The following is a 17,773-nucleotide window of genomic DNA, read 5'->3' as shown; positions in this document are numbered from 1 at the left end:
ACGCACGCCCGACATGATCCGACCAGCCCGGAGGAGGCCGCATGACCAGGTACGCCGAGGACCACAAGGCCGCGACACGTCGACGCATCCTCGACGCGGCCGGCGAGCGGTTCAAGCGTGACGGCGTCGACGGCTCCGGCATCGCCGCGGTGATGGCGGACGCCGGGCTCACCAACGGCGCCTTCTACGCGCACTTCGACTCCAAGGACGACCTCGTCGCGCACGTCGTCGCCGACCAGGTGCGCCACCAGAACGAACGGGCCGGTGTCGACCTGGGCACCCCCGACGGCCTGTTCGCCTTCATCGAGGACTACCTGTCGCGCGAGCACCGCGACAGCGTCGCCGGCGGGTGCCCGTCGGCGGCCCTGCTGCTGGACGTGTCGCGAGGCTCTGCTGCGACCCGCCGGGCCTACGGCGAGGAGCTCGTCGTGATGGTCGACGCCATGGCGGCCCTCGTCGACCCGGAGGATCCCGAGGGGGGTCGCATCGCCGCGATGAGCCTCTTCGCCGCCATGGTCGGCATCCTCCAGCTGGCCCGCGCCCTGCCGGACGACCTGGCCGACGAGCTGCTGGTCCGGGGCAGGCACGACGTGCTGCGCCAGGCAGAGCAGCTCCTCGGCGGCCGCACCCCCCACGACAACCTCAGGATGGAGCACTCATGAAGGCATTCGTCGTCGAGAAGTACGGCGCCGACGCGATCGTGCCCGCCGAGGTGGCGGATCCGACCATCGGGCCGGCGGACGTCCTCGTCCAGGTCCGCGCCGCCAGCATCAACCCGCTCGACACCATGACGCGGAAGGGCGAGTTCAAGCAGCTCATCAAGCGCAGGCCGCCGTTCGTCCTGGGCCACGACCTCGCCGGGGTGGTCACCGAGGTCGGCGCACAGGTGCACGACATCGCCGTCGGCGACGAGGTCTACTCACGTCCGCGGGACCAGCGCATCGGGACGTTCGCCGAGTACGTCGCGGTGGACCACGAGGACGTGGCCCCCAAGCCACGGTCGCTGGGCTTCGACGAGGCGGCGGCGGTCCCGCTCGTCTCCCTGGCGGCCTGGCAGATCCTGGTCGAGCGCGCGCGGGTGCAACCCGGCCAGAAGGTCCTCGTCCATGCGGGGGCCGGCGGGCTCGGATCGAGCCTGGTCCAGCTGGCGAAGCACCTGGGCGCCACCGTCGCCACGACCTGCAGCGCGGGCACGGCCGACCTCGTACGCGGCCTGGGCGCCGACATCGTCATCGACCACCGCACCCAGGACTTCACCGAGGAGCTCTCCGACTACGACCTGGTCGTCGACTCCCTGGGAGGTGACAACCTGCGGAGGTCGCTCACCGTGCTGCGCAAGGGCGGCCTCGCTGTCGGTGTCGCCGGCCCACCGGACGCCGCCTTCGCCCACCAGCTCGGCGCACCCCGACCGCTCGCCCTGGTGATGCACCTCCTCAGCCACCGGGTGCGCCGCCGGGCCGCGCGACTCGGCGTGCGCTACGAGTTCTTCTTCATGCGGGCCAGCGGCGCCCAGCTGCGCGAGCTCACCGCGCTCTACGACTCCGGCGCCCTGCGCCCGGTCCTCGACCGCACCTTCCCCTTCGACGAGACGCCGGAGGCGATGGCGTACGTCCAGCAGCGCCGGGGTACGGCGGGCAAGGTCGTCGTGAGCATGGGGCTCCCGGCCGAGGGCTGAGCAGCCCGGGCGTCACCCCACGAGGACGACGTGCAGCTTCCGAGGCCCATGGACGCCCTCGACCCGGTCGAGCTCGATGTCGCTCGTGGCCGACGGCCCGCTGATCCAGGTCGTGGGACGCGCTGGGTCGAGGAGCGCGATCGCGTCCGGGATGTCGGGGACGACCTGGCTCACGTCGACGATGCACACGTGGAGGTCGGGCACGAGGCTGATCGCCCGGCGACCCTGGTCGGGCTGGTGGTCGAGCACGATCGTGCCGGTCTCGGCGATGCCGACGCGGGCCCGGGTGACGACGGCGTCGATGCGGTCGAGCTCGTCCGCTGTCAGCCTGTCGTCCACGACCGAGCCGGGGACGTCGAGATCGAGCCCGGGAGGTACGACGACGCTGGCGCCGGCGAGCGCCTCGGCCACCGCTGCCTCCCGGTCTGCGACGGCGCAGCGCGTGACCACCGCCCGGTAGTCCTCGACGCGCTCGACGAACAGCGCGACCAGGTCGCCGCGGTCCGGTACCCGAGGGGCCGGAGGAAGGTCCTCGGCCGGCGACACGCCGGACAGTGCCGAGCGGACACGCCGGAGGATCTCGTCGCGCGCGCTCATGTGCGGCCCCCGTCGGTGCGGTCCCACCACTCGCGGAAGGACTCGGTGGGCGGCGCCGGCAGGTCTCGTGCGCCCGTCCAGCCGGCGGCCGGCCCGGGCAGGCGACCCGCGGCGGTGCGGCCGCCGGGCAACGTCGTACGGGAGAAGCGCCCGAGGACGCGGCCGGCCAGACCGGAGGCTTTCTCCGCCCACGCGAGTCGACGGGAGTCGGAGAACGCCCAGGCGGCGGTCTTCATGGCGACGGCCTCGGCCTTGGGCACCCGGTCGCCGCGGTGCGAGTCGACGACGGCCGCGCGCTGGTCGACCAGCACGGACGGGATGTCGATGCGGACCGGGCAGACCTCGAAGCAGGCGCCGCACAGCGACGAGGCGTAGGGCAGGGACGCGGTCTGCTCGTCGGCGACGCCGTTGAGGAGCGGGTTGAGGATCGCGCCGATCGGGCCGGGGTAGACCGAGCCGTACGCGTGGCCGCCGACCCGCTCGTAGACCGGGCAGACGTTGAGGCAGGCCGAGCAGCGGATGCAGCGCAGCGCCTGCCGCCCGACGTCGTCGGCCAGGGCGCGGGTGCGGCCGTTGTCGAGCAGGACGACGTGCACTTCCTGCGGACCGTCTCCGGGCGTCACGCCGGACCAGGTCGAGGTGTAGGGGTTCATCCGCTCCCCCGTCGACGAGCGCGGCAGGAGCCGCAGCATCGGGTCGAGGTCGGACCAGGTGGCGACGACCTTCTCGATGCCGACGACGCTGACCAGCACCTCGGGCAGGGTCAGGCACATGCGGCCGTTGCCCTCGGACTCGACCACGACCAGGGTGCCCGTGTCGGCGACGGCGAAGTTGGCGCCGCTGACGGCGACCTTGGCGCGCAGGAACTTCTCGCGCAGGTGCTCGCGGGCAGCACCGGCCAACACCGCCGGCTCGTCGGTCAGGTCGTCGGGCGCCGGCCGCCCGACGTCGCCCATTCGGCGGCGGAAGATCTCGCGCACCTCGGCGCGGTTGCGGTGGATCGCCGGCACCAGGATGTGCGAGGGCAGGTCGTCGCCGAGCTGGACGATCAGCTCGGCGAGGTCGGTCTCCCAGGCCAGGATGCCCTCGGCCTCGAGGGCTTCGTTGAGGCCGATCTCCCCGGTGGCCATCGACTTGACCTTCACCACCTCGTCGACGCCGTGGGACCGCGCCACCTCGGCGACGATCGCGCACGCCTCCTCGGCGTCGCGGGCCCAGTGAACGGTCGCGCCGGCCCGGGTCAGCGACTCCTCCAGGGTCTCGAGGTGGGTGGCGAGGTCGCGGAGCGCTGCCTCCTTCACGGCCGCTCCCGCGAGGCGCAGGTCCTCCCAGTCCTCGACCTCGGCGACGACCGCGGCGCGCTTGTCGCGGATGGTGTGGGTGGCGTGGGCGAGGTTGCGCCGCAGCTGGGTGTCGCCCAGCGCCTCGCGGGCGGCGGTGGGGAAGGCCGGCATGCCGACGAAGGTGCCACTCATGCGTCGTTCTCCTCGGTCGACGCCAGCACCTCGGCGAGGTGCATGACGCGTACGCCGGCGCGCTGGCGCGAGAGCAGCCCGCCGACGTGCATCAGGCAGGAGTTGTCACCGGCGACCAGCACCTCGGCGCCGGTGTCGCGCACGTGGCGGGCCTTGTCGGCGCCCATCGCGATCGACGTGTCGGCGTTCTTGAGGGCGAAGGTGCCGCCGAAGCCGCAGCACTCGGTGGCATTGGGGAGGTCGACCAGCTCGATGCCGCGGACGGCCTCGAGCAGCCGGGTGGGCCGGTCGCCGACGCCGAGCATTCTCAGGCTGTGGCAGGTCGGGTGGTAGGTCACCCGGTGCGGGAAGTAGGCACCGACGTCGGTCACGCCAAGGACGTCGACGAGGAACTCGCTCAGCTCGTAGGTCCGCGGCCCGGTCTCCGCGACGGCCGCCACGAGGGCGGGGTCGCCGGAGCGGTCGGCGACGATCGAGTGCTGATGCCGCGCCGACCCGGCGCACGAGCCCGACGGCGTGACGATGGCGTCGTACCCCGCGAACGCGTCCACGAAGGTCCGCACCACTGGCACCGCCTCGTCGAGGTAGCCGGTGTTGACCATCGGCTGCCCGCAGCACGTCTGCGCCTGCGGGAAGTCGACCTCGACGCCGAGACGGCGCAGCAGCCTCACGACGGCCTTCCCCGTGTCGGGGAACATGGCGTCGTTGACGCAGGTGACCTGGAGGGCGACCCTCACGCTGGCGATCCTTTCATGGTGATGCAGGTGTGGTGGTCTCAGATGAGCCGCCGGCGCACGGCCCACACGATCGCCTCGACAGTGGTGTCGACGCCCACGCTCTCGCACGCCGCACGGGCCTTGCGCCGCACGGTCCGCTCGGAGACATCGAGCCGGCGCGCGACCGCCTCGACCGTCTGCCCCTCGGCCATCATGCGTAGCACGACGAGCTCGTCGTCACCGAGGGGCACCGGATGGTCGTGCATCGTCAGCGGCGGACCGGCTGGTCGACGTAGGGCACCAGACGAACGGGTCCGAGGAGGCCGTACGCCTGCCGCTGGGCCACGCCGTAGACAGCCGGCGTGACCGTCCTCAGCCGGTTGAGGAGGGTGGAGGCCACCTCCACCTCGATGACGTTGGTCCCGCGGCGCAGCAGGCCGGCAAGGTCCACACGCGGGTGGAGCGGGTCGCACCCGCCCACGGCCACACCGTTGACGGTGACCCGGAAGGTGTCGGTGACCTCGCCGAGCTCGAGCCAGGCACCGTCGCGGTCGGTCCAGTCGGAGCCAAGGTCGACCTGGGCGGTGTAGCGACCGAGACCGGAGACGTCCTCGAGCCCGGGGATCTGGCTCCACGGCACCAGCGTGGTCAGCTCGGCCGTCCGCACCGGCTTGACCGTCTCGGTGGCCGTCGCGCCGGGCTGCCAGTCCTCGACCTCGAGCCGCCAGGATGACGGCGCGACCGGGTCGCGGACCCGGTCCACCTTCGCGGCGACCGTGCGGCCGTCGCCGAGGGTGACGGTGTGGTCGCCGGCGGTACCGGCGCGGGCCACGAGCTTGCCCGGCTCGCGCAGCACGTCGAGGGCGGTGGTGGCGGTCGCGTGCAGCTGGGCGGGGTCGGCCGACTGCGGGGTCGCGAAGGCGATCACGGTCGACTGCCCGGGCGCGAGGTCGACGCGGACCCGCACCCGGTCGGCCTGGCGCTCCCAGAGGCCGACCGGGCGGGTCTCACCCGTCCAGGCATCGAGCACCACCGGCACCGCGCGCGGCGAGGTGGTGGTCAGCCAGACGTCCTGGGTGACGCGGTTGAGCCGGCGGTTCTCGGCGTGCCGCGCGTTGGCGACGTAGTAGAGGTCGACGTCGCCGACCACCCGCCGCAGGGTCATCACGGTCGACCGCTCGTGCTCGACGTCGGGCGTGATGCCGAGCGAGGCGAGCGCACCGGGGATGTCGGCGTCGGCCGCCGCCGAGCGCGTCGTCGGCAGCGCCTTGATCTGCGCGACGAGGTCACGCAGCTCGGCGGTCTCGGGCGCACCCTCGGGCAGGCCGACGGGGCGCGGGTCCGACCAGTCGCGCACGAACACGATCGGCAGCCCGGCGCGGCCGAGCTCGAGCACCTTGCGCGCGGTCGCGACCGCCATCGTGGCGACCTGGCCGCGGAACTGGTCGGTGCCGACGATCATCGCCTTGTAGGCCGGGCCCTCGGGAGCGAGCCGGCCACCGCTGACCGTGGCCAGCGGCAGGTCGAGCAGCGCCGGGGTCGCGAAGGAGTGGGTCCACCCGAGCGGGATGCCGTCGTTCGTCGCCCAGAAGGCGCCGATGCCGGTCGAGGTCCAGCCCTTCTGCCGTAGGAAGACGATGTCGTACTTCGGCGTGCCGGTCTGCAGGACGAACTGGGTGCGGGAGAGGTACGCCGCGATGTCGGGCATGTGCTGCCACTGCGGGGTGCGGGGCCCCCACGCCTCGCCGAAGCCGATCGCGCCGTTGTAGTAGGGCGAGAAGGCAGCGAAGCCGGGCCACGTCACGCCGGGCGCGTCGGCGTAGGGGAAGCCGTGGATGATCGCCTGGTTGACGCCCGCGGCGAAGATGCTGTTGAGGGTGAAGAGCGCCTGGTTCTGCTGGGTGGGGCTGGCGCTGTTGCCGCCGAGCATCGTGTTGTAGGCCGCGCCGTTGTAGCAGATCGCCTCGCACGACAGGATCGTGTGACCGGCCATGTCGCGACCGCCCGCCATCACCCGGTAGTCGTCGAGGTTCTTGAAGCCGAGCGACTCGGTCTCGGGGATGTCGAGCAGCGCCGCGTGCTCCACCGTGTCGGTCTCGAGGCCGTAGGGCTGGACCCGCAGACCCATGCCGAGCGTGCGGGCGAAGGCCTGCAGCGGGAGCAGGTGGTGGTCGCGGTAGAGGTCGGAGAGCACCTGGTTGTAGTCGTCGCGGACCTGGTTGGTGCGCAGGCTGTCGGTGGTCGCCGCGTCGACGCCGGTGCCGAGGTCGTAGAGGTACTTCTCCTTCAGCTCCATCACGACCGGCAGCCACGGCCGCAGGTCGTAGCCGGCACGCTTCTCGAACTCCTCGAACATCATCGGCGTCCAGATGGTCGCCTCCGTCTCGATCTCGAGGGAGTCCTCGAAGAGGTAGCCCCCGGCGCGGCCGAGCAGGCCGCGCAGGTCGCGGTCGAGGACCTTGTCCTCCCAAAGAGCGACCACGGCCTGGGAGCCGAGCGCGCTGAAGTGGTCGACGACGTACGACCGCGGCGAGGTGTGCGGCGCGGCCTCGGGCTCCTGGCCGGACCCGCGCTGCCAGAAGGACAGCAGCACCCACGACCCGCCGGCGGGCGCGGACGGCGCCGTCCAGGTGATGCGGCCGTCGACGACCTGGTCGAGCAGGTCGACGTAGGAGTCGGGGTCGACCTGCGGCAGCACGCGCGTGTTGGTCGAGGGGGTGTAGCGGTGGGCCTGGAGCGCCACGAGCGTCTGCTTCGTGACGGCGCCCTCGGCGTGCAGCAGCGCCTCGGGGACCACGCCGTCGTACGTCGCCCCGGCGGCCAGGTCGGCCCGTCCGTGCGCGAGCTCCGTGCAGGCGGCGTCATCGTCCGGCGTGATGGTCGAGACGGCGGCTGGCCACGACGGGCCGACGGTGATGTCGATGCGCACGTCGCGCTCGGCCGCGCGGGAGAGGGCGGCCTTGACGCCGGCCACCCACGGTGCCGTGCCCCAGCCGTGCGACTCGACGTCGATGGTGATGTTGCGGGCGCGGAGGCTGTGGGTGACGTCGGCGACCTCGAGGACGCCGAAGCCGGCGTCGGCGACCTGGTCGACCTCCCGCGCGATCTCGACGGGGTCGACGAGGCCGTGCGGCCACCACCAGCGGAAGCCGGCTGCGGTCGCGGTGCCGGGCGAGGCGAAGCGGCGCACGAGGTCCTTCGGGAGCCACTGGGTGGCGGCGGAGGCACCGCCCGGCGCGGCGGCGGCGGGCGTGGCGGACGCGGCGGCCACGAAGCCCGCGGCGGCGGCGGACGCACCGAGCAGGGTGCGGCGGGTGAGGTGGGTCGGGCCGGGCTGGTCCATCGGGGTCTCCTGTGGTGGGTCAGGCGGTGGGGGGACCGACGCGGTGGTCGGCGGCGTCCCAGTCGAGGCCGGGGCGGGGGTCGTGACGTCGTACGTCGTGGGTCTCGCGGACGAGGGCGCGCATGGCCGCGAGGTCGGGCAGGTCGGCGCCGAGGGCGCGTGCCTGGACGAGGGCGTTGCCGAGCGCGGCCGCCTCGCCCGGGCCGGCCAGCACGGGTACGCCGAGGGCGTCCGCGGTCAGCTGGCAGAGCAGGTGGTTGTGGGAGCCGCCGCCGACGACGTGCACGACCTCGAGGTCGCGACCGGCCAGCCGGGCGGCCGTGCGGAGATGGCGCCGGTAGGCCAGCGCGAGGCTGTCGAGGACGCAGCGGGTGATCTCGCCCGGGGTCTGCGGGAGCGGCTCGCCGGCGTCTCGCGCCAGCCGCACGACGCGCTCGGGCATCGGGTCGGTGGCGCTGCCGGGGCCCAGCAGCGACGGGTGGTTGATGTCGACGACGGTGCGCAGGGGCGCCGCCGTGCTGGCGCCGGCGAGGAGGGAGGCGAGGTCGGTCGCAGGGGTCCCACGGTCCTTCCACGCCCGGAGGCACTCGGAGAGCACCCAGAGGCCCATCACGTTCTTGAGGAAGCGGACGGTGCCGTCGACGCCGCCCTCGTTGGTGAAGTCCGCCTCGCGGGCCTCCTCGCTGAGGACCGGCTGGTCGAGCTCGAGGCCGACGAGCGACCACGTGCCCGAGGAGATGTAGCCGAAGGAGGTGGTCGAGTCGGCCGGTACGGCGACGACGGCGGAGGCGGTGTCGTGGGATCCCACCGCCACCACCGGGACGTCGGGCGCGAGGCCGAGGTCGGCTGCGACCTCGACCCGCAGCGGGCCGACCACGGAGCCGGCGTCGCGCAGCGGCGGCAGGATCGACCAGGGCAGCTGCAGACGACTGGCCAGCTCGCTCGACCACTCCCCCGTCGTGACGTCGAGCAGGCCCGTGGTGGAGGCGTTGGTGCGCTCCGCGCCGACCTCCCCGGTCAGCCAGTAGCTCAGCAGGTCGGGCAGCAGGAGCAGGGTGTGGGCCGACTCGAGCGCTGCGGTGCCGCGGGCAGCCGCGAGCTGGAAGACGGTGGTGAACGGCAGCTGCTGCAGGCCGTTGACGGCGTACTGCTTCTGGACGCTGACCGTCTTGGCGACCAGCTCGGGCACGTCGCGGGTGCGGGGGTCGCGGTGGCTGTAGGGGTTGCCGAGCAGCTCGCCGTCGCGGTCGAGCAGGCCGTAGTCCACGGCCCAGGAGTCGATGCCGATCCCGTGCAGCTCGCCGGTGCGTGCCACCTCGGCCATGCCGGCCAGCACCTCACGGTGGATGCCCAGCACGTCCCAGAAGAGCGAGCCGCCGACCGGGACACCACCGTTCGGGAACCGGTGCACCTCCTTCAGGGACAGGTGCCCGGCCCCCACGCGCGCCGCCATGACCCGGCCGCTGGTGGCGCCCAGGTCGACGGCGGCGACGCGGAGGTCGGTCATCGCAGGAAGGCCGCGGCCACGCCGGCGTCGACGGGGATGTGCAGGCCGGTGGTGTGGCTGAGCTGGTCGGTGCACAGGACGAAGACCGCGTTGGCGATGTTGTCCGGCAGGACCTCGCGCTTGAGGATCGTGCGCTGAGCGTAGAACTTGCCGAGGTCCTGCTCCACCACGCCGTAGACCGCGGCACGGTTGGCGCCCCAGCCGGAGGCGAAGATGCCGGAGCCCTGGACGACGCCGTCGGGGTTGACGCCGTTGACCTTGATGCCGTGCTCGCCGAGCTCGGCGGCCAGCAGCCGCACCTGGTGGGCCTGGTCGGCCTTGGCGGCACCGTAGGCCACGTTGTTGGGGCCGGCGAAGATCGAGTTCTTCGACGAGATGTAGACGATGTCGCCGCCCATCCCCTGCTCGATCATCGCCCTGGCCGCGGCCTTCGCGACGAGGAACGAGCCCTTGGCCATCACGTCGTGCTGGAGGTCCCAGTCCTGCTCGGTCGTCTCGAGCAGCGAGCGCGACAGCGAGAGACCGGCGTTGTTGACGACGAGGTCGACACCGCCGAAGGCCAGCACCGTGGCGTCGAGCGCAGCCTGCACGGCGGCGGCGTCGGAGACGTCGACCTGGACGCCGACCGCGACGTCGCTCGTCCCGATCTCCGCCGCCGCGGCCTGGGCCTTTTCCAGCGACAGGTCGGCGACGACGACGCACGCACCCTCGGCGGCGAGCTTCCTCGCAGTGGCCAGGCCGATGCCCGAGGCAGCACCCGTGACGAGCGCGACGCGGGTCGCGAGCGGCTTGGGCTTCGGCATCCGCTGGAGCTTGGCTTCCTCGAGCGCCCAGTACTCGATGCGGAACTTCTCCGCCTCGTCGATGGGGGCGTACGACGACAGGCCCTCCGCGCCGCGCATCACGTTGATCGCGTTGACGTAGAACTCGCCGGCGACGCGGGCGGTCTGCTTGTCCTTGCCGAAGCTGAACATGCCGACACCGGGCACCAGCACGATCAGCGGGTCCTTGCCGCGGATCGCGGGGCTGTCGGGCGTGGCGTTGCGGTCGTAGTAGCCCTGGTAGTCCTCGCGGTAGGAGACAGCGAGCTCCTGGAGGCGGGCGACGCTCTCCTCGACCGAGGCGGAGGCGGGCAGGTCGAGGACCAGCGGCTTGACCTTGGTGCGCAGGAAGTGGTCGGGGCACGACGTGCCGAGCTCGCCGAGACGGGGGTGCTCGGCGTGCGCCAGGAACTCCAGGACCACGTCGGCGTCGGTGAAGTGGCCGACCATCGGGCGGTCCGCCGAGGCGATGCCGCGGATCGTCGGCGCGAGGGCGGCGGCCTTGGCGCGGCGCTCGGCCTCCGGCAGGGCGGCGTACCCCTCGAGCGCGGGACCGAACGACTCGGCCTTCGAGTGCTCGGCGATGTAGGCGGAGGCGGTGTCGATGATCCAGAGGCTGTTGGCCTCGGCCTCCTCGGACGTGTCACCCCACGCGGTGATGCCGTGACCACCCAGGATGCAGCCGCGGGCCTGCGGGTTCTTCTCCTTGATCTCGGCGATGTCGAGGCCGAGCTGGAAGCCGGGGCGGCGCCACGGCACCCACACGACCTGGTCGCCGAAGATGGTCGTGGTCAGCTCCTCGCCGTCGGCGGAGGTCGCGATCGCGATGCCGGAGTCGGGGTGCAGGTGGTCGACGTGCGCGGCGTCGACGAGGCCGTGCATGGCCGTGTCGATCGAGGGGGCGGCGCCGCCCTTGCCGTGCAGGCAGTAGTCGAAGGCCGCGACCATCTCGTCCTCGCGCTCCACTCCGGGGTAGACGTCGACGAGCGCGCGCATCCGGTCCAGCCGCAGCACGGCCAGGCCGCCCGGGGTCAGCGTGCCGAGGTCGCCACCGGATCCCTTCACCCACAGCAGCTCGACGTCCTCCCCGGTGACCGGGTCGGTCTCGGTGCCCTTGGCGGAGGTGTTGCCGCCGGCGTAGTTGGTGTTCTTGGGGTCCTGGCCCAGGCGGTTCGAGCGCTGGACCAGCTCCTCCACGACGGGGCTGACGGCGGGGTTGAGGTCACTCACGGTGCTGGTTTCCTTACGGGTTGTGGGGGTCAGTTCCAGCCGGCTTGCGAGCCGCCGACGCGGTCGGCCTCGATCTGCTGCTGGTAGCCCGACTCGAGGTAGGCGCGCATCGGGTCGGCGGGCAGGCCGCGCTCCTCGCGCCACGCCGCCAGGTCACGGCGTACGTCGGTGTAGAAGGCGTCCATGAAGATCTCGTTGGCGCGCAGCACGTCGCCGGCCGAGCGCGCCTCGTCGAGGGCCTCGGTGTCGAGGAGCAGCGCGCGGGCGGTCATCTCCTGCACGTTGAGCACCGAGCGGATCTGGCCGGGGATCTTGTCCTCGATGTTGTGGCACTGGTCGAGCATCAGCGCGACGTCGCTCTCGGCGCCGAAGCCGCCACCGCGGATGACCTCGACCATGATCCGGAACAGCTGGAACGGGTCGGCCGCACCGACGATGAGGTCGTCGTCGGCGTAGAAGCGGCTGTTGAAGTCGAACGAGCCGAGCTTCCCGAGGCGCAGCAGCTGCGCCACGATGAACTCGATGTTGGTGCCGGGCGCGTGGTGGCCGGTGTCGAGACAGACCTTCGCGCGGTCGCCGAGAGCGGCCACGTGGACGTACGACGTGCCCCAGTCAGGGACGTCGGTGTGGTAGAACGCCGGCTCGAAGAACTTGTACTCGAGCACGAGCCGCTGGTCGTCGGAGAGCCGGTCGTAGATCGTGCGCAGGCCCTCGGCGAGGCGGTCCTGGCGGGCGCGCATGTCGCCCTGGCCGGGGTAGTTGGTGCCCTCGGCGAGCCAGATCTTCAGGTCGCGCGACCCGGTCTGGTTCATCACCTCGATGCAGGCGAGGTGGTGGTCGATCGCCTTCTGCCGCACCCGCGGGTCGGTGTGGGTCAGGGCGCCGAGCTTGTAGTCGTCGTCCTGGAAGGTGTTGGAGTTGATCGTGCCGAGCGCGACGCCCTGCTCCTTGGCGTACGCCGTCAGCGCGGCGTAGTCGTCGACCTCGTCCCACGGGATGTGGAGGGCGACGGACGGCGCGAGGCCGGTGAAGCGGTGCACGGTCGCGGCGTCGGCGATCTTCTCCTCGACGGTGCGCGGGGTGCCGGGGGTGCCGAAGACCCGGAAGCGGGTGCCCGAGTTGCCGTAGGCCCAGGACGGGACCTCGATCGCGAGCTCGCCGAGTCGGTCGCTGATGGCGGAGAAGCCGGAAGGGGAGGTCATCACTGGTCCTGAGCTGTCGTGGTGTGCGTGTCGGTGGTCGTGCTGGTGGGGAGCGCGGCGAGCTGGTCCTCGAGGTGGAAGACCTCGGTCAGCCACCAGAAGCCCTGGTCGGGCGGGAGGTCGAGGTCGACGAAGAACTCGGCCATCTCGGCCTGCCAGCGGGCGTTCACGTCGGTGCGGGCCATGCCCTCCTGCGCGGCGGCGAGGTCGGGCGTCTCGAGGTAGCCGACGAGCAGGCCGTCCTCGCGGAGGAAGAGGGAGTAGTTGGTCCAGCCGGTGTCGTGGAGGGCGCGGAGCATCTCGGGCCACACAGCGGCGTGGCGCTCGGCGTACTCCTCCATGCGGTCCGTACGGACCTGCAGGGTGAAGCAGACGCGGTGCATCGCGGTCTCCTGTTCGGGTGGGTGGGATCCGCTGGTCGAGGAGGGCCGGAGGCGCCTCCTCGACCAGCGGAGCTGTGCGGTCGACTCAGAAGTCGAAGTCGCCGATGTTGTCGGCGTCGAAGGTGAACGGCTCGCCGAGCAGGACGACGCCGTCGGCGCCGACCTCGAACTCGCCGAGGTCGCCGGCCTCGAAGGAGTCGCCCTCCTCGCCCGAGATGTCACCGTTGGCGAGTGCGGCGGCGGCGTAGGCGGCCAGGGCGCCGAGGTCGCCCGGGTTCCACAGCGCGAACGACTCGACGGTGCCGTTCTCGACGTACTCACGCATCTGGTTGGGGGTGCCGAGGCCGGTCAGCGCGACCTTGCCCTTGGAGGAGGAGTCCGACAGGTAGCGCGCCGCGGCGGCGATGCCGACCGTGGTGGGCGAGATGATGCCCTTGAGGTCGGGGTGGTTCTGCAGCAGCGCCTCGGTCTGGTCGAACGACTTCTGGTCGTCGTCGTCGCCGTAGACCGTGTCGACGAGCTCGATGTTCGCGTAGTCGGGGTTGTCGGCGAGCTCGGTCTCCATCATGTCGATCCACGCGTTCTGGTTCGTCGCGTTGGCGGCCGCGGACAGGATCGCGATCTCGCCCTCGCCGCCGATCTGCTCCGAGATCAGCTCGAGCTGCTTGGCGGCGATGCCCTCGGCGGTGGCCTGGTTGATGAACAGGTCGCGGCACTCGGGGTTGGTGTCGGCGTCGAAGGTGATCACCTTGACGTCGGCGCTGCGGGCCTCCTCGATCGCGTCGCACAGCGCCTCGGGGTCGTTGGCCGACAGGATCAGGGCATCCTTGCCCTGCTGGGCGACGGTGTTGATGTAGGACACCTGCGCGTCGGGGCTCGCGGTCTCGGGACCGACCTCCTCGATCTCGGCACCGAGCTCCTCGGCGGCCGCCTCGGCACCGGCGGTGCTGGTGTCGAAGTACGGGTTGCCCAGGTTCTTCGGCAGCATCGTCATGCTCAGCGAGCCGCCGTCGCCGCCGCTCGAGCCGCTGTCGCCACCGTCGTCGTCGCTGCCGCACGCGGTGAGCGCCGCGGAGGCGGTGAGGATGATCGCAGCCAGAGCGATCGGCCGCCGGGTGTGGAACTTCATGTGGGTCTGCCTTTCGTGTTCCTAGACGCCGGCGGATGCGGCGTTCTGGGTGGGGCTCGACTCCCGAGGAGTCGATGCCTTGCGGGGCAACCTCGACGAGGTCCACGCAAGGACGCTGGGGAGGATCACCGAGGCCACGAGCAGCAGGCCGACGATGATGTTGGTGACGTTGACCGTCACGCTCTCCAGGCGCAGGGCGCTGGAGATGACGCCGATCAGCACGACGCCGGCGAGCACGCCGTGCAGCCGGCCGCGGCCGCCGAAGATCGAGACGCCGCCGAGGAGCACCGCTGCGATGACCTGCAGCTCATAGCCGGTGGCGTTGTCGCCGCGGGCCGAGCCGTAGCGCAGGGTGAAGTAGATGCCGGCGAAGGCGGACACCACGCCCGACAGGACGAAGAGGATGAACTTGGTGCGGGCGACGTTGACGCCGGTGAAGTGGGCCGCCTCGTCGTTGAGACCGATCTCGTAGATGCCGCGCCCGAAGGTGGAGAAGTGCAGCAGCACGACGAAGGCGACGGTCAGCACCGCGAACGGGATCATCACCAGCGGGATCCGTGTCTCGCCGATGGTGTCGGTGGCGAGGTCGGCCCACGAGTCGGTGAACTCGGTGATGGCCGTCGTGCCGAGCAGGCCGACCGCGATGCCGCGGAAGAGGGCGAGGGTGCCGATGGTGACGGCGAGCGACGGCAGCCCGACGTAGGCGATGAGGAAGCCGTTGAGGGCGCCGCACGCCAGACCGGCCATCAGGGCGAGGGCCGCGGCGGCCGGGATCGACATGCCGCTGTCGTGGAAGACGCCGAGCAGCACGCTGCTCAGGCCCATGATGCTGGCGACCGACAGGTCGATCTCGCCGGTGATGATGATGAGCGTCATCGGCAGGGCGATCAGCAGGATCGGTGCGATGTCCTGGAGGAGGAACTTCACGGTCAGCGGACCGTCGAAGTTGTCCACGTTGATCGTGGCGTAGACGAAGACCGCGACGGTCAGCGCGATGACGGCCATCTCCCGCGTCAGCAGCCAGCGCTTCCACAGCGGCGCCGAGTAGTCGGCGTACGTGCGGCTCATGAGTGGTCCCTCGATTCGGCGAGCTTGCGGGCCTGCCTGACGGCGAGGACGCGGTCGAGCACGATCGCGCCGAGGATCAGGGCCCCGACGACGGCGCGCTGCCAGAAGTCCTCGATGCCGAGGCTGGGCAGGGCCCGGTTGATGGTGACGAGCAGGAAGGCGCCGATGGCCGCGCCCCACACGGTGCCGCTGCCGCCGAAGATCGCGACGCCACCGATGACGGCCGCGGCGACGGCCTGCAGCTCGATGCCCAGGCCGACGCTCGAGCTCACGGTGCCGTAGCGGGCGGTGTAGAGGGCGCCGGCCAGCCCGGCCAGCGCGCCGCTCAGGACGAACGCGGCGAGCAGGCGGCGGCGTACGGGGAGTCCGTAGAGGACCGCGGCGTCCGGGTCGGAGCCGATCGCGTAGAGCTCGCGGCCACCGCGCGCGGTGTGGAGGTAGTAGCCGACGATCGCCAGGACGACCAGCGCCAGGATGGTGAGCAGGGGCACGCCGAGCACGGAGCGGGTGCCGAGCTGGAGGAACTCGCGGGGCAGGTCGCCGGCGTTGATCCGGTCGCTGCCGGCCCAGGTGAGCATGATGCCGCGGTAGATGTAGAGCGTGCCGAGCGTGATGACGAGCGCGGGCACGCCGCCGTAGGCCACCAGGACGCCGTTCACGAGGCCGAGGACCGCGCCGAGGAGCAGGCAGGCCACCAGCACCGCGACGATCGGGATGTTGGGCTGCTCGATGAACAGCCGGCCGGCGAGGTAGGCGGTGAGCGCCATCACCGAGCCGACGGACAGGTCGACGTTGCGGGTGATGATGACGACGGCCTGGCCGACGGCGAGGAGCAGCAGGATCGACGGGTTGAGCAGGAAGTTGCGCCAGCCGTCGTCGCTGAAGAGGAAGCCGTTGTTCTTCGTGGTCGCGAGCACGACGACGGCCACCAGCACGAGGAAGATCGACAGCTCGCGCGATCGCAGCACGGTCGTCAGCGCACGGCGCGTCGGGGACAGCTGGCTGGGCCCCACCAGCAGCGCCTCGCCGGCGGACGTCTCGTGGTCCGAGCCGTGACCGGACTCCGGGCGCTCGACGTCGGTGTGGCTCATCGGACGTCCTCCAGGTGGTGGGTGGCGGCGTGCATGACGGCCTCGGGGGTGGCGTCAGCGCGGTCGAGCTCGGCGGTCACGCGGCCCTCGCACAGGACGACGACGCGGTCGGCCATGCCGAGGACCTCAGGGAGCTCGGAGGAGATCATCAGGATCGCGAGGCCCTGGCCGGCGAGCTCGGACAGCAGCCGGTGCACCTCGGCCTTGGTGCCGACGTCGATGCCGCGGGTGGGCTCGTCGATGATCAGCAGCTTGGGGTCGGTGGCCAGCCACTTGGCGATGACGACCTTCTGCTGGTTGCCGCCGCTCATCGTGGCTGCGTTCATGTCGAGCGCGCTGGTCTTCACCTCCAGGCGTCCGGCCCAGGGGCCGGCGGCCCGGTTCTCCATCGAGGAGGTCAGGAGCCCGGCCTTCGCGATGTTGCGGCGGATGACGCCGGCGACGTTGCGGGTGACCGAGGAGTCGATGACGAGGCCCTGCTTGCGGCGGTCCTCGGGGATGAACGCCATGCCTGCGCGGATCGCGGAGCGGGGGTCGTTGCCCTTGACCGCCTTGCCGGACACCGTGACCGACCCGGAGTCGTAGGAGTCGACGCCGAAGACCGCGCGAGCGACCTCGCTGCGACCGGCGCCGACCAGACCGGCCAGCCCGACGATCTCACCGGCGCGGACCTCGAGGTCGATGTCGTGGAAGACCCCGGCCCGGTTGAGGCCGCGCACCTGCAGCACCGGCTCGCCGATCTCGGCGGCCACCTTGGGGAACAGGTCGTCGACGTCGCGGCCGACCATCAGCGACACGAGCTCTGAGGGCGTGGTGTCGGCGATCGTCAAGGTGTCGATGTAGGAGCCGTCACGCATGACGGTGACGGTGTCGGCGAGGTCGAAGACCTCGTCGAAACGGTGGGAGATGAAGACGAGGGCGCGGCCCTCGTCGCGCAGGCTGCGGGCGACGGCGAACAGCCGGTCGACCTCGACGCCGCTGAGCGCGGCCGTCGGCTCGTCCATGACGAGCAGCCGGGCGTCGAGCGAGATGGCCTTCGCGATCTCGATGATCTGCTGGTCGGCGATCGAGAGGCCCTCAGCGGGACGGCGGGGGTCGATCCGCACGCCGAGCCGGTCGAAGAGCCGCTCCGCCTCGGCGTACATCGCGTGGCGGTCGATGCGCCGCCCGCGGGCGAGGATCTGGCGACCCATGAAGATGTTCTCGGTGACCGAGAGATCGGGGAAGAGCGTCGGCTCCTGGTAGATGACCGCGACGCCCGACTTCTTCGACTCGGCGGTGGAGGGGAAGTCCACGGGCTCGCCACCGAGCTCGAAGGTGCCCGAGTCACGGCGGTGCACTCCGGCGACGACCTTGACCAGCGTCGACTTGCCGGCGCCGTTCTCGCCGATCAGCGCGTGGATCGACCCGGCCTCGACGCGGAGGCTTCCCGAGCGCAGGGCGACCACGGGCCCGAACGACTTGGAGACGTCGCGCAGCTCGAGCACCGGTGCGGCAGCTGGAGTCGTACCCATGGTCCATCCTTGATTGAAAGGT

At 71.6% G+C, this 17,773-nt stretch carries 15 protein-coding genes; 2 read left to right on the top strand and 13 right to left on the bottom strand.

Going from position 1 to position 17,773, the window contains the following annotated elements:
• The first annotated feature begins 41 nt into the window (after positions 1–41).
• Together Q1B24_RS12935 and Q1B24_RS12930 are read left to right on the top strand one after the other, a co-directional pair.
• On the top strand, positions 42–662 hold the full coding sequence (locus Q1B24_RS12935) for a TetR/AcrR family transcriptional regulator (RefSeq protein WP_299929069.1): 621 nt from the start codon (positions 42–44) through the stop codon (positions 660–662).
• Positions 659–1,675 (top strand): NADP-dependent oxidoreductase, encoded by a 1,017-nt coding sequence (locus Q1B24_RS12930; protein ID WP_299929066.1) that lies wholly within the window; start codon positions 659–661, stop codon positions 1,673–1,675. Before Q1B24_RS12935 ends, Q1B24_RS12930 begins: the two co-directional genes overlap by 4 nt.
• A gap of 12 nt (positions 1,676–1,687) precedes the next feature.
• Here Q1B24_RS12930 and Q1B24_RS12925 read toward each other — a convergent pair whose 3' ends face one another.
• From Q1B24_RS12925 to Q1B24_RS12865, 13 genes are all read right to left on the bottom strand, one after another.
• Entirely contained in the window at positions 1,688–2,272 is a 585-nt protein-coding gene (locus tag Q1B24_RS12925) for an LUD domain-containing protein (protein ID WP_299929063.1), read from the bottom strand.
• Entirely contained in the window at positions 2,269–3,726 is a 1,458-nt protein-coding gene (locus Q1B24_RS12920; RefSeq protein ID WP_299929530.1) for a lactate utilization protein B, read from the bottom strand. Before Q1B24_RS12920 ends, Q1B24_RS12925 begins: the two co-directional genes overlap by 4 nt.
• A gap of 17 nt (positions 3,727–3,743) precedes the next feature.
• Positions 3,744–4,550 carry a (Fe-S)-binding protein gene (locus Q1B24_RS12915; RefSeq protein WP_366916491.1) on the bottom strand — a complete coding sequence of 269 codons (807 nt, stop codon included), beginning with the start codon at positions 4,548–4,550 and terminating at the stop codon, positions 3,744–3,746.
• Positions 4,523–4,729 carry a helix-turn-helix transcriptional regulator gene (locus tag Q1B24_RS12910; protein WP_299929057.1) on the bottom strand — a complete coding sequence of 69 codons (207 nt, stop codon included), beginning with the start codon at positions 4,727–4,729 and terminating at the stop codon, positions 4,523–4,525. The genes Q1B24_RS12915 and Q1B24_RS12910 overlap by 28 nt, the downstream gene beginning before the upstream one ends.
• 2 nt (positions 4,730–4,731) lie before the next feature.
• The gene (locus Q1B24_RS12905; protein WP_299929054.1) at positions 4,732–7,806 is read right to left on the bottom strand and encodes a glycosyl hydrolase; all 3,075 of its coding nucleotides are present in this window, start codon (positions 7,804–7,806) and stop codon (positions 4,732–4,734) included.
• A gap of 19 nt (positions 7,807–7,825) precedes the next feature.
• Positions 7,826–9,313: a rhamnulokinase family protein gene (locus tag Q1B24_RS12900; protein ID WP_299929051.1), complete on the bottom strand. Its 1,488-nt coding sequence runs from the start codon at positions 9,311–9,313 to the stop codon at positions 7,826–7,828.
• The gene (locus Q1B24_RS12895) at positions 9,310–11,364 is read right to left on the bottom strand and encodes a bifunctional aldolase/short-chain dehydrogenase (protein ID WP_299929048.1); all 2,055 of its coding nucleotides are present in this window, start codon (positions 11,362–11,364) and stop codon (positions 9,310–9,312) included. Before Q1B24_RS12895 ends, Q1B24_RS12900 begins: the two co-directional genes overlap by 4 nt.
• 29 nt (positions 11,365–11,393) lie before the next feature.
• Complete coding sequence (gene rhaI / locus Q1B24_RS12890; RefSeq protein ID WP_299929045.1) at positions 11,394–12,566, bottom strand: L-rhamnose isomerase; 1,173 nt, start codon at positions 12,564–12,566, stop codon at positions 11,394–11,396.
• Entirely contained in the window at positions 12,566–12,949 is a 384-nt protein-coding gene (locus tag Q1B24_RS12885) for an L-rhamnose mutarotase (protein WP_299929042.1), read from the bottom strand. The genes rhaI and Q1B24_RS12885 overlap by 1 nt, the downstream gene beginning before the upstream one ends.
• 85 nt (positions 12,950–13,034) lie before the next feature.
• Positions 13,035–14,078 carry a rhamnose ABC transporter substrate-binding protein gene (gene rhaS, locus Q1B24_RS12880; RefSeq protein ID WP_299929040.1) on the bottom strand — a complete coding sequence of 348 codons (1,044 nt, stop codon included), beginning with the start codon at positions 14,076–14,078 and terminating at the stop codon, positions 13,035–13,037.
• A gap of 21 nt (positions 14,079–14,099) precedes the next feature.
• Positions 14,100–15,146: an ABC transporter permease gene (locus Q1B24_RS12875; protein WP_299929037.1), complete on the bottom strand. Its 1,047-nt coding sequence runs from the start codon at positions 15,144–15,146 to the stop codon at positions 14,100–14,102.
• On the bottom strand, positions 15,143–16,237 hold the full coding sequence (locus Q1B24_RS12870; protein WP_299929034.1) for an ABC transporter permease: 1,095 nt from the start codon (positions 16,235–16,237) through the stop codon (positions 15,143–15,145). Before Q1B24_RS12870 ends, Q1B24_RS12875 begins: the two co-directional genes overlap by 4 nt.
• Positions 16,234–17,751, bottom strand: coding sequence for a sugar ABC transporter ATP-binding protein (locus Q1B24_RS12865; RefSeq protein ID WP_299929032.1), 1,518 nt, complete (start codon positions 17,749–17,751; stop codon positions 16,234–16,236). Before Q1B24_RS12865 ends, Q1B24_RS12870 begins: the two co-directional genes overlap by 4 nt.
• Between the last annotated feature and the right edge of the window lie 22 nt (positions 17,752–17,773).

Source organism: uncultured Nocardioides sp. (assembly GCF_947488025.1).
In the GTDB taxonomy this organism is placed as follows: domain Bacteria; phylum Actinomycetota; class Actinomycetes; order Propionibacteriales; family Nocardioidaceae; genus Nocardioides.
This window is presented reverse-complemented; position numbering and strand designations above follow the sequence as displayed.